Annotated in this window: 18 protein-coding genes and 1 pseudogene; 10 read left to right on the plus strand and 9 right to left on the minus strand. The window is 60.1% G+C overall.

Annotated elements, in window-relative coordinates; genetic code table 11:
* Nucleotides 1–5 precede the first annotated feature (5 nt).
* A complete protein-coding gene (locus tag ABLV49_RS01230) occupies nt 6–194 on the plus strand; it encodes a hypothetical protein (RefSeq protein ID WP_011799674.1) in 189 nt (62 codons plus the stop codon).
* Nucleotides 195–227: 33 nt separating this feature from the next.
* On the opposite strand, the gene lipA is transcribed toward ABLV49_RS01230, so the two are convergent.
* The 6 genes from lipA to ABLV49_RS01260 all read right to left on the minus strand — a co-directional run bounded on the left by lipA (nt 228) and on the right by ABLV49_RS01260 (nt 4,682).
* The gene (lipA, locus tag ABLV49_RS01235; protein ID WP_349279861.1) at nt 228–1,226 is read right to left on the minus strand and encodes a lipoyl synthase; all 999 of its coding nucleotides are present in this window, start codon (nt 1,224–1,226) and stop codon (nt 228–230) included.
* 41 nt (nt 1,227–1,267) lie between these two features.
* Nucleotides 1,268–1,942: a lipoyl(octanoyl) transferase LipB gene (lipB, locus tag ABLV49_RS01240; RefSeq protein WP_349279862.1), complete on the minus strand. Its 675-nt coding sequence runs from the start codon at nt 1,940–1,942 to the stop codon at nt 1,268–1,270.
* Nucleotides 1,943–2,075: 133 nt separating this feature from the next.
* On the minus strand, nt 2,076–2,843 hold the full coding sequence (locus tag ABLV49_RS01245; RefSeq protein ID WP_349279863.1) for a UPF0149 family protein: 768 nt from the start codon (nt 2,841–2,843) through the stop codon (nt 2,076–2,078).
* A gap of 72 nt (nt 2,844–2,915) precedes the next feature.
* The gene (locus tag ABLV49_RS01250; RefSeq protein ID WP_349279864.1) at nt 2,916–3,227 is read right to left on the minus strand and encodes a YbeD family protein; all 312 of its coding nucleotides are present in this window, start codon (nt 3,225–3,227) and stop codon (nt 2,916–2,918) included.
* Entirely contained in the window at nt 3,224–4,126 is a 903-nt protein-coding gene (locus tag ABLV49_RS01255) for a D-amino acid aminotransferase (protein ID WP_349279865.1), read from the minus strand. Before ABLV49_RS01255 ends, ABLV49_RS01250 begins: the two co-directional genes overlap by 4 nt.
* Nucleotides 4,127–4,235: 109 nt before the next feature.
* Entirely contained in the window at nt 4,236–4,682 is a 447-nt protein-coding gene (locus ABLV49_RS01260; protein WP_349279866.1) for a DUF4149 domain-containing protein, read from the minus strand.
* 259 nt (nt 4,683–4,941) lie between these two features.
* Here ABLV49_RS01260 and ABLV49_RS01265 point away from each other — a divergent pair, with 259 nt between their 5' ends.
* The 9 genes and pseudogenes from ABLV49_RS01265 (at nt 4,942) to ABLV49_RS01305 (ending at nt 12,297) form a co-directional block, all read left to right on the plus strand.
* The gene (locus ABLV49_RS01265; RefSeq protein WP_349279867.1) at nt 4,942–5,493 is read left to right on the plus strand and encodes an ATP synthase subunit I; all 552 of its coding nucleotides are present in this window, start codon (nt 4,942–4,944) and stop codon (nt 5,491–5,493) included.
* Nucleotides 5,494–5,513: 20 nt separating this feature from the next.
* Nucleotides 5,514–6,406 (plus strand): annotated as a pseudogene (gene atpB / locus ABLV49_RS01270) (F0F1 ATP synthase subunit A).
* A 73-nt stretch (nt 6,407–6,479) separates the two neighbouring features.
* A complete protein-coding gene (gene atpE, locus ABLV49_RS01275) occupies nt 6,480–6,728 on the plus strand; it encodes a F0F1 ATP synthase subunit C (RefSeq protein ID WP_011799683.1) in 249 nt (82 codons plus the stop codon).
* A 40-nt stretch (nt 6,729–6,768) separates the two neighbouring features.
* Nucleotides 6,769–7,239: a F0F1 ATP synthase subunit B gene (locus ABLV49_RS01280; protein WP_349279868.1), complete on the plus strand. Its 471-nt coding sequence runs from the start codon at nt 6,769–6,771 to the stop codon at nt 7,237–7,239.
* Between the two features lie 21 nt (nt 7,240–7,260).
* Nucleotides 7,261–7,800 (plus strand): F0F1 ATP synthase subunit delta, encoded by a 540-nt coding sequence (locus ABLV49_RS01285; RefSeq protein ID WP_349279869.1) that lies wholly within the window; start codon nt 7,261–7,263, stop codon nt 7,798–7,800.
* Nucleotides 7,801–7,859: 59 nt separating this feature from the next.
* A complete protein-coding gene (gene atpA / locus ABLV49_RS01290; protein WP_349279870.1) occupies nt 7,860–9,413 on the plus strand; it encodes a F0F1 ATP synthase subunit alpha in 1,554 nt (517 codons plus the stop codon).
* 55 nt (nt 9,414–9,468) lie between these two features.
* Nucleotides 9,469–10,335, plus strand: a complete 867-nt coding sequence (gene atpG / locus ABLV49_RS01295) for a F0F1 ATP synthase subunit gamma (RefSeq protein WP_011799687.1) — start codon at nt 9,469–9,471, stop codon at nt 10,333–10,335.
* A 39-nt stretch (nt 10,336–10,374) separates the two neighbouring features.
* On the plus strand, nt 10,375–11,799 hold the full coding sequence (gene atpD / locus ABLV49_RS01300) for a F0F1 ATP synthase subunit beta (RefSeq protein ID WP_029526500.1): 1,425 nt from the start codon (nt 10,375–10,377) through the stop codon (nt 11,797–11,799).
* Between the two features lie 81 nt (nt 11,800–11,880).
* On the plus strand, nt 11,881–12,297 hold the full coding sequence (locus tag ABLV49_RS01305) for a F0F1 ATP synthase subunit epsilon (RefSeq protein ID WP_011799689.1): 417 nt from the start codon (nt 11,881–11,883) through the stop codon (nt 12,295–12,297).
* A gap of 119 nt (nt 12,298–12,416) precedes the next feature.
* On the opposite strand, the gene ABLV49_RS01310 is transcribed toward ABLV49_RS01305, so the two are convergent.
* From ABLV49_RS01310 to ABLV49_RS01320, 3 genes are read right to left on the minus strand one after another with little or no spacing between them, the layout of a single operon-like run.
* Nucleotides 12,417–12,947 carry a TPM domain-containing protein gene (locus ABLV49_RS01310; RefSeq protein WP_349279871.1) on the minus strand — a complete coding sequence of 177 codons (531 nt, stop codon included), beginning with the start codon at nt 12,945–12,947 and terminating at the stop codon, nt 12,417–12,419.
* Between the two features lie 7 nt (nt 12,948–12,954).
* Complete coding sequence (locus tag ABLV49_RS01315) at nt 12,955–13,887, minus strand: TPM domain-containing protein (protein WP_349279872.1); 933 nt, start codon at nt 13,885–13,887, stop codon at nt 12,955–12,957.
* A gap of 12 nt (nt 13,888–13,899) precedes the next feature.
* Nucleotides 13,900–14,499, minus strand: a complete 600-nt coding sequence (locus ABLV49_RS01320; RefSeq protein ID WP_349279873.1) for a LemA family protein — start codon at nt 14,497–14,499, stop codon at nt 13,900–13,902.
* Nucleotides 14,500–14,592: the final 93 nt, after the last annotated feature.

A 14,592-nucleotide genomic window follows, 5' to 3' on the forward strand; every position in this document is an offset into this window, starting at 1 on the left:
AACTCATGAAAATACTCGCAGCAATCGTGCTGGTGCTGACCAGCCTGACCGGTTGTGTCGCCTACCCGGTCCCTTATGACAACGGCCCGCCCCAAGGTCACTATGGCGGACCGCACCGGGGCCAGGGCGACCGCGATGGCGACGGCGTGCGCAACCGCGACGACCGCCGCCCCAATAATCCCTACCGTTATTAAGGCCGCTTCCCGTCAGGCAGCGGCCCGGGCCAGTCACTCGGCTGGCTTGTCGGACACGCCGGCGGCATGCGCCTGCTGGTCGGCGTGGTAGCTTGAGCGCACCATCGCGCCCACGGCGGCATGGCTGAAGCCCATCTCGTAGGCCTTTTCCTCGAACATCTTGAAGGTGTCGGGGTGTACGTAGCGGCGCACGGGCAGATGCGAGGTTGAGGGCGCGAGGTACTGGCCAATCGTCAGCATGTTGATGCCGTGGTCGCGCATGTCCTGCATGACCTGCAGGATTTCCTCGTCGGTCTCGCCCAGGCCGACCATGATGCCGCTCTTGGTCGGCACGTCCGGGTGCAGCGCCTTGAACTTCTTCAGCAGGTTCAGGCTGAACTGGTAGTCGCTGCCGGGACGCGCTTCCTTGTACAGGCGCGGCGCGGTTTCCAGGTTGTGGTTCATCACGTCGGGCGGCGAGGCTTTCAGGATTTCCAGCGCGCGGTCGTCGCGACCGCGGAAATCGGGCACCAGCACTTCAATCGTCGTGCCGGGCGAGAGTTCGCGAATGCGCTGGATGCATTCCACAAAATGGCCGCTGCCGCCGTCGCGCAGATCGTCGCGGTCCACGCTGGTGATCACCACGTACTTGAGCTTGAGCGCGGCAATCGTGCGCGCCAGGTTCAGCGGCTCGTCGGCGTCCAGCGGGTCGGGCCGGCCGTGGCCGACATCGCAAAACGGGCAGCGGCGGGTGCATTTGTCGCCCATGATCATGAAGGTCGCCGTGCCCTTGCCGAAGCATTCGCCGATGTTGGGGCAACTCGCTTCCTCGCAAACCGTGTTGAGCTTGTTCTCGCGCAGGATCTGCTTGATCTCGTAGAAGCGGGTGCTCGGGCTGCCGGCCTTGACGCGAATCCAGTCGGGCTTTTTCAGGATTTCGCCCTGCACGACCTTGACGGGAATGCGCGACAGCTTGGCGGCAGCCTTTTGCTTGGCCAGCGGGTTGTAGGTTTCAAGGCTTTGGACTTCGCGGACGACTTCGGGTGTGCTCATGGTGTGTGTGGTGGGGTGAGGGGTTTGGACAGGGCATCAACTCAGGGCGCAAGGTAGGTGGCGAGCTTTTGGCCCAGCACGTCCGCCGCTTCCTGCCAGCTGGCCGATACGCCGATTGTAGAAAGGTCTGTCGTCCTGAGTCCTGCGTAACCGCAAGGGTTGATGCGGGAGAAGGGTTCCAGGTCCATCGCCACGTTGAGGGCCACGCCGTGGTAAGTGCATTGCCGGCTGACCTTGATGCCCAGCGCGGCAATCTTGCCCAGGCCCCGGAACGGGTCGGACGGATGCACCGGGCCGCTCAGCGCGGCGTGCGAGAACGGGTCGTCCATGCGCACGTAAATACCGGGCGAACCGGCAACGCGGTGGCCGGTCACGCCGAAATGCGCCAGCGTGCGGATCACCGATTCTTCAATGCGATAGACATATTCCTTGACGAAGTAGCCGGCCCGCTTCAGGTCGATCAGCGGGTACACCACCACCTGGCCGGGGCCGTGAAACGTCACCTGTCCGCCCCGGTTGGTTTGCACCACGGGAATCTCGCCGGGGTTCAACAGGTGATCGATTTTGCCCGCCAGCCCTTGTGTATAGACCGCAGAATGCTCGCAAATCCATAGCGCGTCCGGCGTGGACGCGTCGCGCGCGGCGGTGAAGTCCTGCATCGCCTGGTAGGTGGGCAGGTAGTCCACCCGGCCGAGTTGTTGTGTGTCGATGCTCATGTTTGCCTTATGTCCGCCTCAGTTCTTGGGTGTTGTACGGCGGGTCGATGCAGATGCACTTGACCTGTCCCAGGTAAACGGCAGCGGTGGTCAAGGCAGGGGCGCGGTTGAGCCAGTCGAGGATCGGCATCGATCAGGCGCCGCAGCACTTTTTGTATTTTTTGCCGCTGCCGCAAGGACAGGGGTCGTTGCGGCCGACCTTGCGGGCTTCGCGCAAGGAAGGCGCGTGCGTTTGTTTGTGAAGCTTCCAGAAGCTTCGGATGTTGTAGATCGACAGGGACAACAAGGCCGGCAGATTGGCTTGCTCGTCAATCTGCAGCTCGGGTCGGTCGGGGTTGTAACCTTCCGCGAACAACACAATCGGCGTGAGCAGGTCAAAGTTTTTGGGGTTGTTCGTCAGGCCGTCCCATTGTGGGTGGTCCAGCATGGCGAACCGAAAGCCGTCGGCCCAGTCTTTGCAAGCCCAGTTGCCCTGGCGGTTTCCGCTTTCGTCGATCTGGTAGGGGGTAATGCGTTCCCCTGCGTCCACTTCGCTGCTCAATGGCACGAACAGCTTGTCGGGCGTGAGGTCGTGCAGTGCCACCGCCGTGGCCACCGCGATGTCCCGGTGCCGCTGCAGCAGCAACTGCAGCAGGCGGTGCTGGTGCTCGGGATCATCGGAAATCGGCAGCGTGGGCTGGCCGAAAATGGCCTCCATCCATTCGTGGGCGGGCACTGGCACAGGGCCGACGACGCAGGCGGTCAGGTAGCCGTCTGCCATCTCGGCCGACATCGTGGTGGCCGGCAGGCTGGCGTCGTCAAACAGCTTGAACAGCTCGTCGCATTGGGCCTCGGTCAGGGGCTGGTGCGGGCTTTGCTGCGGCAGCGGATGGCGCAGGTTGTAGTCGAAAAAGTCGTTCATGCGGATAGAGGAAAAAGGTAAGCCTCATAGCGTAACGCGCCTGGCCTCGTCAGGAGGCCCACCGGGCTGTGGCTACAGCACGACCTTGACCATCGGGTGCGTGGACAGCGTGCGGTACAGCTCGTCGAGCTGTTCGCGGCTGGTGGCCGTCACGGTGATGGTCACGCCCAGGTACTTGCCGCCCTTGCTTTCGCGCAGCTCGATGGTCGATGCGTCAAATGCCGGGTCGAACTGGTGGGCAATATGGGTGATCGCGTGGACATAACCCTCGGCCTTGATGCCCATGACCTTGATGGGGAACAGTGACGGATATTCAATCAGCGAGTCCTTGCGGGCTTCGGCTTCTGGCGGGTTGGGGGGCGTGTTGTCGTTGTCGGCGCTCATGTCGATGACTCCTCTTTGGCTTGCTGGTAGGCGGCGTACAGTTTTGCATAAATCGGGCCGGGCTGGCCGTTGCCGACGGGCTGGCCGTCCAGCAGGGTGATGGGCAGGATCTCCTTGGTGGCCGACGACAGCAGCAACTCGTCGGCGGCCAGCACTTCGGCCCGGCTGATGCGGCGCAACTCAAAATCAATCCCGGCCGCGCGGCAGATTTCCTCGATCAGGCCATAGCGGATGCCTTCGAGCACCAGGTGGTCCCTGGGCGGCCCCATCACCTTGCCGTGCTTGACGACCCAGACATTGCTGGCGGCCGCTTCGCTGAGATGGTCGCCGCGAAACATCACGGTTTCCAGCGCGCCGGCGTCCACGCTGATCTGGCGCGAGAACACCGCGCCCAGCAGGCTGGTGCTCTTGATATGCGCCTTTTCCCAGCGGAAATCGCCGGCGCTGACGCAGGCCACGCCTTGCGCGCGCTGCTCATCGCTGGGCAGTTTCATCGGGTTGACCATGATGAACACGGTGGGCGTCAAGCCGGGCAGCATCGGGTGGTCGCGCATGGCCACGCCGCGCGTCACCTGGATGTAGATCAGTTGATTGCCTTTTTGGGTCTGTGCGCCCGTTGATAGGGCATGGTCAGCTATTAATTTAAGAGCAATGCCCTGCCACTGGGCGTGTGTCAGCGGATTGGCGATGCGCAGCTCGGCCAGGCTGCGGTCGAGGCGCGCCATGTGCTGCCCGAAGCGGAACAGCTTGCCGGCATAGGCGGGCACGACTTCATAGACGGCATCGCCAAAGATGAAGCCGCGATCGAGCACGCTGATCTTGGCGTCCTTCAGCGTGCTGAAGTCGCCGTTGAGGTAGCAGGGCGTATCGGGCAGGGCGCTGGCGGCGGACGTTGTCATGGATGTGAATTGAATGCGGGAATTAAAGGGAACTGATCAGGGTTCATGGCGATGCTTTCAAGGCGATTGAAATAAGGCCGCAGGCGCCTGTTGCAAGGGCGCTACAGCATCAAACCATGAAAAATATGGCGGCAATGGCGAGAACACCGAGCCCCAGGTTGACCGTGGCCAGTGTGGCAATCTGCCCGACGCGCCGGCCGCCTTCAGGCCAGTTGGCCGCATTGACAGCCTGCTGAAGGCGGCGAAAAGGTCCAAAATAAAGATGGCCGAAAAGTGCAAACATCACCAGGCCAATACCCAGCATGGCATGCCAGCCGGCGGGTGCGTTTTTAATGCCCACGCCCAGCAGCATCGCCAGGCCGGACAGCAGCAAAACGATGACGGCGGCCCATGCCAGGCTGAAGAAACGCTTGAGCGTTTGCGCAATCAGCGGCAGCCGCTGCGGTGGCGCCAGCAGTTCAGCCGCAGCGGGGCGCAGCGCAAACAGCATGAAACTGATTCCCCCCAGCCAGGCGATTGCGGCAAGAACATGCAGGAATTTCATCAGGGCGGGCATCGTGAGTCTTTCATTGGAATGTGCGCAATTCGACATGCTTTTCAATCGCTCGATGGCTCGGGAGGAGGGCAGCAGTCAACGGACGCCAGAGGCGTCATTGTGGGGCATGCCCCCGGAGCTTGATCATCAGACGCCCATGAATTGGCCCCCATTCGGAATGGGCACAAAGCTATTGCCAGACAGCAGGGGTTTCTACGTATAATCAGAGGCTTTGCTGGGGTTGAAGCCCGTAACCTTCGTGTAATTTGTGAGGTACACAATGGCAGATGGACCGGCTAAATACTCTGAAAGCGCTAAAGACTTTGCCCGCAAAAGCGCTGCAGTGGCAACTGGCTCAGGCAGTGAAGAAGTGACAGATGAGGCGCAAGACGAAGGGTTCAAGCCCCTGACGCGCGAAGAAGCGAAAAAAGTTCGGGAGTTAAATCCTCCTGCTTCTTTGTGGGTTGTGCTGGCGGGGCAGGCCGGAGTCGGCATTCTTGTGGCTTTGCTGGCCTGGGTGTTGACGGGCCAGGCGCGAATGGGCTGGTCGGCTGGATATGGTGCGCTGGCAGTGGTCATTCCCGCGGCACTGTTTGCCCGGGGTCTGTCGCGTCAAAAATCGGCAATGCATGGAAATGCGGCGCTGGTCGGGTTTTTTATCTGGGAAATGGTCAAGATTGCCTTGACGGTGGCGATGCTCTTTGCTGCGCCAAGGCTGGTTGAAGGGTTGAATTGGCTGGCTTTGCTGGCGGGTTTTGTGGTGACGATGAAGGTGTACTGGGTGGCCATGTGGCTTCGCCCGGTGCGCAAGAAGTCGATCAATAATTTTTGAACATTGATAACTGGTGATCTATGGCTGCTGCTGAACACGCTGGAACAACTGGCCCGACGTCTGGAGAGTACATCCAGCATCACCTGCATCATTTGCAGAAAAATTTCTCTTTGAGAATGTTGAGCAACACGGCATTGTTGACTTCAGCCTGTTCAACTTCGACTCGCTGCTTTATTCGGTCTTGCTGGGCGTCATTGGCTGCTTCTTTTTGTGGCGCGCCGCCAGCAAGGCAACATCGGGAGTGCCCGGCCGCTTCCAGGCGGCGGTTGAAATCCTGTCTGAACTGGTGGACAACCAGGCCAAGGGCGTGATTCACAATGCCAAGAGCCGCAAGCTGGTGTCGCCTCTGGCGCTGACCGTGTTTGTCTGGATTTTCCTGATGAACGCCATGGACATGCTGCCGGTCGATGCGATCCCCAGCCTCTGGCATGACGCCGGCCCCGCGCTGGGCTTCAATAATTTCATGCGCGTCGTGCCAACGGCTGACGTGTCAACCACGCTGGGCTTGTCCTCCAGCGTGCTGCTGGTCTGCCTGGTTTACAACATCAAGATCAAGGGCCTTGGCGGCTGGGCGCATGAACTCATTGCCGCGCCTTTCGGCGACCACTGGTTTTTGTACCCGATCAATTTCCTGATGCAAATGATTGAATTTGCCGCCAAGACCATGTCCCATGGCATGCGGTTGTTCGGCAACATGTTTGCCGGTGAACTGGTTTTCATGCTGATCGCCCTGATGGGCGGCACATGGGCCTGGCAGTTCAACCCCCTCACGGGTATGTTCTGGCTGGGATTCGGGCATGTTGTCGCCGGAACCGTGTGGAGTATCTTCCACATCCTGGTGATCACGCTGCAAGCCTTCATCTTCATGATGTTGACGTTGATTTACGTGGGGCAGGCCCACGATTCACACTAAGCTTTCTTCTTCTCGTCGTTAGCTTTTCTTTTCCCTTTTCTTTTTACCTTTCCTCTCATCTTTTGGAGCAATCATGGAAAACATTCTCGGCCTCGTCGCTTTGGCTTGTGGTTTGATCGTCGGTCTCGGTGCTATCGGCGCCTCTATCGGTATCGCCCTGATGGGTGGCAAGTTCCTGGAAGCCTCGGCTCGCCAGCCTGAACTCATGAACGACCTGCAAACCAAAATGTTCATTTTGGCCGGCCTGATTGATGCTGCTTTCCTGATCGGTGTTGCTATTGCCCTGCTGTTCGCATTTGCCAATCCGTTTGTCCTGCGTTAATTTTTCGGCAATCCCTGGTACGTTCGATAAGGAATAAGCCGTGAACATTAACTCCACCCTGTTCCTGCAGGCTGTCGTTTTTGCGATCCTGGTCTGGTTCACGATGAAGTTCGTGTGGCCACCAATCACAAAAGCGCTGGACGAGCGGGCACAGAAAATCGCTGACGGCCTTGCTGCCGCCGACAAAGCCAAATCCGAACTTTCCAGCGCCAACAAGCGCGTGGAAGCGGAGCTGGCAACGTCGCGCACCGAGACCGCTACCCGTCTGGCAGATGCAGACCGCCGGGGCCAAGGCATCATTGAAGATGCCAAAGCCCGCGCGGTTGAAGAAGCCAACAAGATCATTGCTGCAGCCCAGGCTGAAGCCGGTCAACAAACGGTCAAGGCCCGCGAGGCGCTGCGCGAGCAGGTTGCCCTGCTGGCGGTCAAGGGCGCCGAGCAGATTCTCCGCAAGGAAGTCAATGCCGGGGTTCATGCCGATTTGCTGAGCCGCCTGAAAACCGAGCTGTAAGCAAAGCAAGGTAGAACAACTATGGCTGAACTTGCAACCATTGCCCGCCCTTATGCAGATGCGCTGTACAAGGCGCAGGGCTCCGATCTGGCCACAACTGCCCTTTGGGTGGACAAACTGGCGGCTGTGGCTGGAAATGCCCAGTTGCTCCAGTTTGCCGACAGTCCAAAGGTCAGCGTGGATCAGGTGTTTGACGTGGTGGCCGGTGTGGCCAGCAATGCAAACGATCCTTTGCCCGAGGCTGCCAGGAACTTCCTGCGCCTCGTGATCGAAAACGGTCGTTTGTCTGCACTGCCCGAGATTGCCAGCCAGTTTCGTTCGCTCAAGAACGCGGCAGGCGGTATGACCGATGCCGTCGTTTTCAGCGCTTTTCCGATGGACGAGCAGGCCTTGAACGACATCGCAGTAGTGCTCGAAAAGCGGTTTGGGCGCAAGCTCGGCATCAAGGTTGAACTTGATCCCTCGCTGATTGGCGGAATTCGCGCGGTCGTGGGTGACGAGGTGCTGGATACTTCGGTAAAAGCCCGTTTGGAACAAATGAAAATGGCGCTGATTGCCTGAACTGACGCGCAAGTGTCACCCGGGTTTTTAGCCAATAACATAGAAAGAAGGAAAGAGTCATGCAACTCAATCCCGCAGAAATTTCTGAACTGATCAAGAGCCGTATCGAAGGCCTCGCCGCAAGCAGCGACATCCGTAACCAGGGCACCGTGGTGTCGGTGGCCGACGGTATTGTCCGCATCCACGGCCTGTCCGATGTGATGCAGGGCGAAATGCTTGAATTTCCTGCCACGGCAGATGGCACGCCAACCTATGGTCTGGCGCTGAATCTTGAGCGCGACTCGGTCGGCTCCGTGATTCTGGGCGAGTACGAACACATTGCCGAAGGCGACACCGTCAAATGCACGGGTCGTATTCTGGAAGTCCCGATTGGTCCTGAACTGCTTGGCCGCGTGGTCAATGCACTGGGTCAGCCCATCGACGGCAAAGGCCCGATCAACGCCAAGCTGAGCGACGTGATCGAAAAGGTTGCGCCCGGCGTGATCGCCCGTAAATCGGTTGACCAGCCACTGCAAACCGGCCTGAAGTCCATCGACTCGATGGTGCCTATCGGCCGTGGCCAGCGCGAGCTGATCATTGGCGACCGCCAGACCGGTAAGACCGCTGTTGCGATTGACGCCATCATCAACCAAAAAGGCAAAGGCGTTTCATGCGTCTATGTCGCGATTGGCCAGAAGGCTTCCTCGATCAAGAACGTGGTGCGCTCGCTGGAACAAGCCGGCGCCATGGACTACACCATTGTGGTGGCAGCCTCGGCTTCCGAATCGGCCGCCATGCAATACGTCAGCGCCTACTCGGGCTGCACCATGGGCGAATATTTCCGCGACCGTGGCGAAGACGCGCTGATTGTGTATGACGACCTGTCCAAGCAAGCCGTCGCCTACCGCCAGGTATCGCTGCTGCTGCGCCGTCCGCCAGGCCGCGAAGCCTATCCCGGCGACGTGTTCTATCTACACAGCCGCCTGCTGGAACGCGCTGCCCGCGTGAACGAGAAGTATGTTGAAGACTTCACCAAAGGCGCCGTGAAAGGCAAGACCGGGTCATTGACCGCGCTGCCGATCATTGAAACGCAGGCCGGCGACGTGTCCGCTTTCGTGCCGACCAATGTGATTTCGATCACCGATGGCCAGATTTTCCTGGAAACCAGCCTGTTCAACGCCGGTATCCGCCCCGCCATCAACGCCGGTATCTCGGTGTCGCGCGTCGGTGGCGCTGCCCAGACCAAGCTGATCAAGAACCTGTCCGGCGGTATCCGTACCGATCTGGCCCAGTACCGCGAACTGGCTGCCTTCGCGCAGTTCGCTTCCGATCTGGATGAAGCCACCCGCAAGCAACTCGACCGCGGTGCCCGCGTCACCGAGTTGCTCAAGCAGTCGCAGTATTCGCCTTTGTCCGTCTCCACCATGGGTGCCACCTTGTTCGCAGTGAACAAGGGCTTCATGGATGATGTGGATGTCAAGAAGGTGCTGGCTTTCGAAAGCGGCCTGCACGCCTGGCTGAAGGACAAGCATGCGCCCTTGATGGCCAAGCTTGAAGCCAACAAAGCCATGGACAAGGATGCCGAGGCCGAGTTGACGACAGCGGTCACTGCGTTCAAGAAAACGTTTGCCTAAGCTTAGCCGACTTGATCAAAGTTTGGCAAGTGTCTAGAACCCAGTAGGAGCCCATATGGCAGCAGGCAAGGAAATACGCGGCAAGATCAAGTCGGTGGAAAACACCCGCAAGATCACCAAGGCCATGGAAATGGTGGCCGCCTCCAAGATGCGCAAGGCGCAGGAACGGATGCGCGCCGCCCGTCCTTACAGCGACAAGATTCGTAACATTGCAGCTCACCTGAGTCAGGCGAACCCCGAATACACCCATCCGTTCATGGAGTCCAACGACGCCAAGACCACCGGGTTTATCGTGGTGACGACCGACAAGGGCTTGTGCGGTGGTTTGAATACCAACGTGCTGCGTCTCTTGACGACCAAGCTTAAGGACATGCAGGCTGCCGGTGAAGATGCGCAGGCGGTCGCCATTGGCAACAAGGGTTTGGGTTTCCTGAACCGCATTGGTGTCAAGGTCGCGGCGCATGCCACCCAACTGGGCGACAAGCCACACCTGGACAAGCTGATCGGCCCCGTCAAGGTGTTGCTCGACGCGTACAGCGAAGGCAAGATCAAGGCGGTTTACCTCTGCTACACCCGTTTCATCAACACGATGAAGCAGGAGTCCGTAGTGGAGCAACTGCTGCCCTTGACGGCGGACCGGATGCAGCCCGACAAGACCGAGCATAGCTGGGACTACATCTATGAGCCGGACGCGCAAACCGTGATTGACGAGCTGCTGGTTCGCTATGTCGAGGCGCTGGTGTTCCAGGCCGTGGCCGAGAACATGGCTTCCGAACAGTCCGCCCGCATGGTCGCCATGAAGTCAGCTACCGACAATGCCGGCAGCGTGATTGGCGAACTCAAGCTTATTTACAACAAAACGCGTCAAGCGGCGATCACGAAAGAACTTTCGGAAATCGTTGCTGGTGCTGCAGCGGTTTAAGCCGCCATTCAAGATTTAAAGAACGAAAAGGATTCGGTCATGGCTCAAGAGACTCTAGTGGACACAAGCATCCAGGGCAAGATTGTTCAGTGTATCGGCGCGGTGGTGGACGTGGAGTTTGCCCGTAACCAGATGCCAAAGATTTATGACGCGCTCAAGATGGAAGGCTCTGCCCTGACGCTTGAAGTCCAGCAGCAGTTGGGCGACGGCATTGTGCGCACCATCGCGCTGGGCACGTCTGACGGCCTGCGCCGCGGCAACATCGTGTACAACACCGGCGCGAACATCACCGTTCCCGTGGGCAAGGCCACGCTGGGTCGCATCATGGACGTGCTGGGTGCGCCGATTGACGAGCGCGGCCCGGTTGACCAGACGCTGACCGCTCCGATTCACCGCAAGGCCCCTGCCTATGACGAACTGAGCCCATCGCAAGAGTTGCTGGAAACCGGCATCAAGGTGATTGACCTGGTGTGCCCGTTCGCCAAGGGCGGCAAGGTTGGCCTGTTCGGCGGCGCCGGTGTCGGCAAGACCGTGAACATGATGGAACTGATCAACAACATCGCCAAGGCGCACTCGGGCCTGTCCGTGTTTGCCGGTGTCGGTGAGCGTACCCGCGAAGGCAACGACTTTTACCACGAAATGGCCGATTCGGGCGTCGTGAACCTCGAAAAGCTCGAAGACTCCAAAGTCGCCATGGTCTATGGCCAGATGAACGAGCCACCGGGCAACCGTCTGCGCGTGGCGTTGACCGGCCTGACGATTGCCGAGTCATTCCGTGACGAAGGCCGCGATGTGCTGTTCTTCGTGGACAACATCTACCGCTACACGCTGGCCGGCACCGAAGTGTCCGCACTGCTGGGCCGCATGCCTTCCGCCGTGGGCTACCAGCCAACGCTGGCTGAAGAAATGGGCCGCCTGCAAGAGCGCATCACCTCGACCAAGGTCGGTTCGATCACCTCCATCCAGGCCGTTTACGTTCCTGCCGATGACTTGACCGATCCATCGCCCGCCACCACCTTTGCCCACCTGGATTCCACCGTGGTGCTGAGCCGTGACATCGCTTCGCTGGGTATTTACCCGGCGGTCGATCCGCTGGACTCGACCAGCCGCCAGCTGTCACCGGCTGTCGTCGGTGAAGACCACTACAACACCGCCCGTGCGGTGCAGGGTACGCTGCAGCGCTACAAGGAATTGCGCGACATTATCGCGATTCTGGGCATGGACGAACTGGCGCCTGAAGACAAGCTGGCCGTGGCCCGTGCCCGCAAGATCCAGCGTTTCCTGTCGCAGCCTTTCCACGTTGCCGAAGTGTTTACCGGGTCGCCCGGCAAGTACGTCAGCCTGGCCGAAACCATTCGCGGCTTCAAGATGATTGTTGCCGGCGAGTGCGACCATTTGCCGGAGCAGGCCTTCTACATGGTCGGCACCATTGATGAAGCCTTCGAAAAAGCCAAGAAGATGTAAGTAAAGCCGGCGTTTGGGCCAGCCGCGTGACGGCTTGGTTCATGCGCCAACTTTCTTCACATCTTTTAAATTGGAGTACGTATGAATACCATCCACGTCGATGTCGTCAGCGCAGAAGAGTCCATCTTCTCCGGCGAGGCCCGGTTTGTGGCTTTGCCAGGCGAAGCGGGCGAACTGGGTATTTACCCACGCCACACGCCGCTGATCACCCGCATCCGGCCGGGCGCCGTGCGCATTGAAAAGGCGGATGGCACGGAAGAGTTTGTGTTTGTCGCCGGCGGCCTGCTGGAAGTGCAGCCGAACTGCGTGACCGTCCTGAGCGATACCGCCATTCGCGGCAAGGATCTGGACGAAGCCAAGGCCACCGCCGCCAAGGCGCTGGCCGAAGAAGCTCTGAAAAACGCCAAGAACGATATTGATATCGCCATGGCGCAGTCCGAACTGGCCGTCATGGCCGCCCAGATTGCAGCGCTGCGCAAATACCGCCAGAAAAAATAACAACCAATAAACGCAGACTTCGGTCTGCAACTGCAGGCATCCGGCAACGGATATCTGCAATCCGAGCCCCTGCCGCAAGTCGGGGGCTTTTTTATTCCTGTTCGTAATGGCTGGCGGGATTACTGCAGCAGCGGCGTGTCGGGTAGTTCGTTGGGATGGCTGGCTGACGCATCCGTCCGCACAAAATGCGCCACCAGCAGCGTCGAGGCTTCTTCCAGCGCCTGCGTCAGCCCGTCTTCATAGCGTTTTTCCCGAAAGGCGCTGGCCATGTGCGACACCACGGACTGCCAGTGCGTCGCGTCCACATGGCGCATCAGCCCCCGGTCGGCGACGATTTCAATCGCGTGTTCGGCCAGCAGCACGTAGATCAGCACGCCGTTGTTGTGTTCCGTGTCCCAGACGCGCAGCTTGCTGAACATCATGACGGCTCGCTGCCGTATCAGGTCGTTCAGGGTGTTTTTATCGTCCAGCCGCCATAAATAACTGGCAGGCAGTGCGGCCTCGATGCAGATGCGGATCTGCCCGCTGTGGCGCTGCTCGCTGGCCGCGACCCGCTCGGCCAAGCGATGCACCATGTCGGGGGGAATGGCGCGCCGGGTGTCGGCTGCGTCCAGCCACAGGTGCTTGGCCAGGAGTGTGAGCTTGTTCATCAAATGCTTACCAGTTGCCCGAAGCGCCGCCGCCGCCGAAATTCCCGCCGCCGCCGCTGCTGAAGCCGCCCCCGTCGCCGCCACGACTGCCACCAAAACTGCCGCCACCAAAACCGCCACCGCCGAAGCCTCCGGGTCCGCCCCAGCCTGAAGAGCGACCGCCACGGCCCATGCCGCCCAGGCCGCTGATGCCGGAAATCAGCGCGAACACCATGCCGACGACTGCGGCAATGCCGCCGATGACCAGGCTGCTGGTGAACAGCCAGGCCAGCACGCCCACCGCGCCGCCCGTGGCCACCGAGCCCAGCTTGCGGCCCAGCACGCTCGACAGCACCCTGCCGCCGATGGGCACGGCGAAAAACAGGAACACCGCCAGCGTCGTCCAGTCGAATCCGCCGCCGCTGCCGCGATGGGTCTGGCCCTGCTGCGGCGGCGGCAGGTTTTCGCCGGTGATGCGCGCCATGATCTGGCTGGCGCCAGCGTCCAGTCCGCTGGCAAAGTCGCCCTGCTTGAAGCGCGGCGTGATCGCGGTCTCTATGATCTGGCTTGCCGCCAGGTCGGGAATGGCGCCTTCGAGTGCCTTGGTGGTTTCAATGCGAACGGCGCGGTCGTTCTTGGCCACCACCAGCAGCAGGCCGTCGCCAATGCTCTTGCGGCCGATTTTCCAGCTGTCGCCGATGCGCTGCGCATACGCGGCAATGTCCTCGGGCTGGGTGGTTGGCACCATCAGCACGACCACCTGGGCGCCACGCGACTGCTCGAAGGCCGTCAGCCTGGCTTCCAGCGCGGCCTTTTGCGCCGCCGTCAGCGTGCCGGTGCTGTCCATCACATGCGCGGTCAGCGGCGGGACGGGCTGAACGCCTTGCGCCCAGGCCGCGACGCTGGCCAAGGGTAGCCATACCGCCAGTAACAGTGCCTGCGAAAAGATACGCAAAGTCATCGGCTGAGCGGCTTATTTCTTGTTGAAATCGACCACCGGCGGCACGGAAATCTGCGCTTCGTTGGCGACCGCGAAGTTGGGCTTGACCTTGTAGCCAAAGATCATCGCGGTCAGGTTGTTTGGAAAGCTGCGCGCAAGCACGTTGTACTCCTGCACCGTCTGGATGTAGCGGTTGCGCGCCACGGTGATGCGGTTTTCGGTGCCTTCGAGCTGCACCCGCAAATCGCGGAAAGCCTGGTTCGCCTTCAGGTCCGGGTAGCGTTCGCTGACCACCATCAGGCGGCTCAGGGCGCTGCCCAGTTCGCCCTGCGCGGCCTGGAATTTGCTGAAGGCCGCCGGGTCGTTCAGGGTTTCGGGCGTGACCTGGATCGAGGTGGCCTTGGCGCGCGCTTCAATCACCTTGGTCAGCGTGTCCTGCTCGAAAGCGGCTTCGCCCTTGACCGTGGCCACGATATTGGGCACCAGATCGGCGCGGCGCTGGTACTGGTTCAGCACCTCGGACCAGGCCGATTTGGTCTGCTCGTCCAGGCTCTGGAACTGGTTGTAGCCGCAGCCCGAAAGGAGTAAACCCAGCAGGGCGATGAAAGATAAGCGTAATAAGCGCGATGCCATGTAAAAGCCTCCAAAATTCAAGCCTTAACACTACCATAGTCGCATGTGATTGACCCTGATTTGACGCACGCGCAATCCCGATTCACCGATACC

The sequence above is a fragment of the Polaromonas hydrogenivorans genome, assembly GCF_040105105.1.
In the GTDB taxonomy this organism is placed as follows: Bacteria; Pseudomonadota; Gammaproteobacteria; order Burkholderiales; family Burkholderiaceae_C; genus Polaromonas; species Polaromonas hydrogenivorans.

Coding starts and splice junctions, on each gene's coding strand:
- ABLV49_RS01230 (WP_011799674.1), top strand. CDS start 6: ATGAAAATACTCGCAGCAATCGTGCTGGTGCTGACCAGCCTGACCGGT.
- lipA (WP_349279861.1), bottom strand. CDS start 1,226: ATGAGCACACCCGAAGTCGTCCGCGAAGTCCAAAGCCTTGAAACCTAC.
- lipB (WP_349279862.1), bottom strand. CDS start 1,942: ATGAGCATCGACACACAACAACTCGGCCGGGTGGACTACCTGCCCACC.
- ABLV49_RS01245 (WP_349279863.1), bottom strand. CDS start 2,843: ATGAACGACTTTTTCGACTACAACCTGCGCCATCCGCTGCCGCAGCAA.
- ABLV49_RS01250 (WP_349279864.1), bottom strand. CDS start 3,227: ATGAGCGCCGACAACGACAACACGCCCCCCAACCCGCCAGAAGCCGAA.
- ABLV49_RS01255 (WP_349279865.1), bottom strand. CDS start 4,126: ATGACAACGTCCGCCGCCAGCGCCCTGCCCGATACGCCCTGCTACCTC.
- ABLV49_RS01260 (WP_349279866.1), bottom strand. CDS start 4,682: ATGCCCGCCCTGATGAAATTCCTGCATGTTCTTGCCGCAATCGCCTGG.
- ABLV49_RS01265 (WP_349279867.1), top strand. CDS start 4,942: ATGGCAGATGGACCGGCTAAATACTCTGAAAGCGCTAAAGACTTTGCC.
- atpE (WP_011799683.1), top strand. CDS start 6,480: ATGGAAAACATTCTCGGCCTCGTCGCTTTGGCTTGTGGTTTGATCGTC.
- ABLV49_RS01285 (WP_349279869.1), top strand. CDS start 7,261: ATGGCTGAACTTGCAACCATTGCCCGCCCTTATGCAGATGCGCTGTAC.
- atpA (WP_349279870.1), top strand. CDS start 7,860: ATGCAACTCAATCCCGCAGAAATTTCTGAACTGATCAAGAGCCGTATC.
- atpG (WP_011799687.1), top strand. CDS start 9,469: ATGGCAGCAGGCAAGGAAATACGCGGCAAGATCAAGTCGGTGGAAAAC.
- atpD (WP_029526500.1), top strand. CDS start 10,375: ATGGCTCAAGAGACTCTAGTGGACACAAGCATCCAGGGCAAGATTGTT.
- ABLV49_RS01305 (WP_011799689.1), top strand. CDS start 11,881: ATGAATACCATCCACGTCGATGTCGTCAGCGCAGAAGAGTCCATCTTC.
- ABLV49_RS01310 (WP_349279871.1), bottom strand. CDS start 12,947: ATGAACAAGCTCACACTCCTGGCCAAGCACCTGTGGCTGGACGCAGCC.
- ABLV49_RS01315 (WP_349279872.1), bottom strand. CDS start 13,887: ATGACTTTGCGTATCTTTTCGCAGGCACTGTTACTGGCGGTATGGCTA.
- ABLV49_RS01320 (WP_349279873.1), bottom strand. CDS start 14,499: ATGGCATCGCGCTTATTACGCTTATCTTTCATCGCCCTGCTGGGTTTA.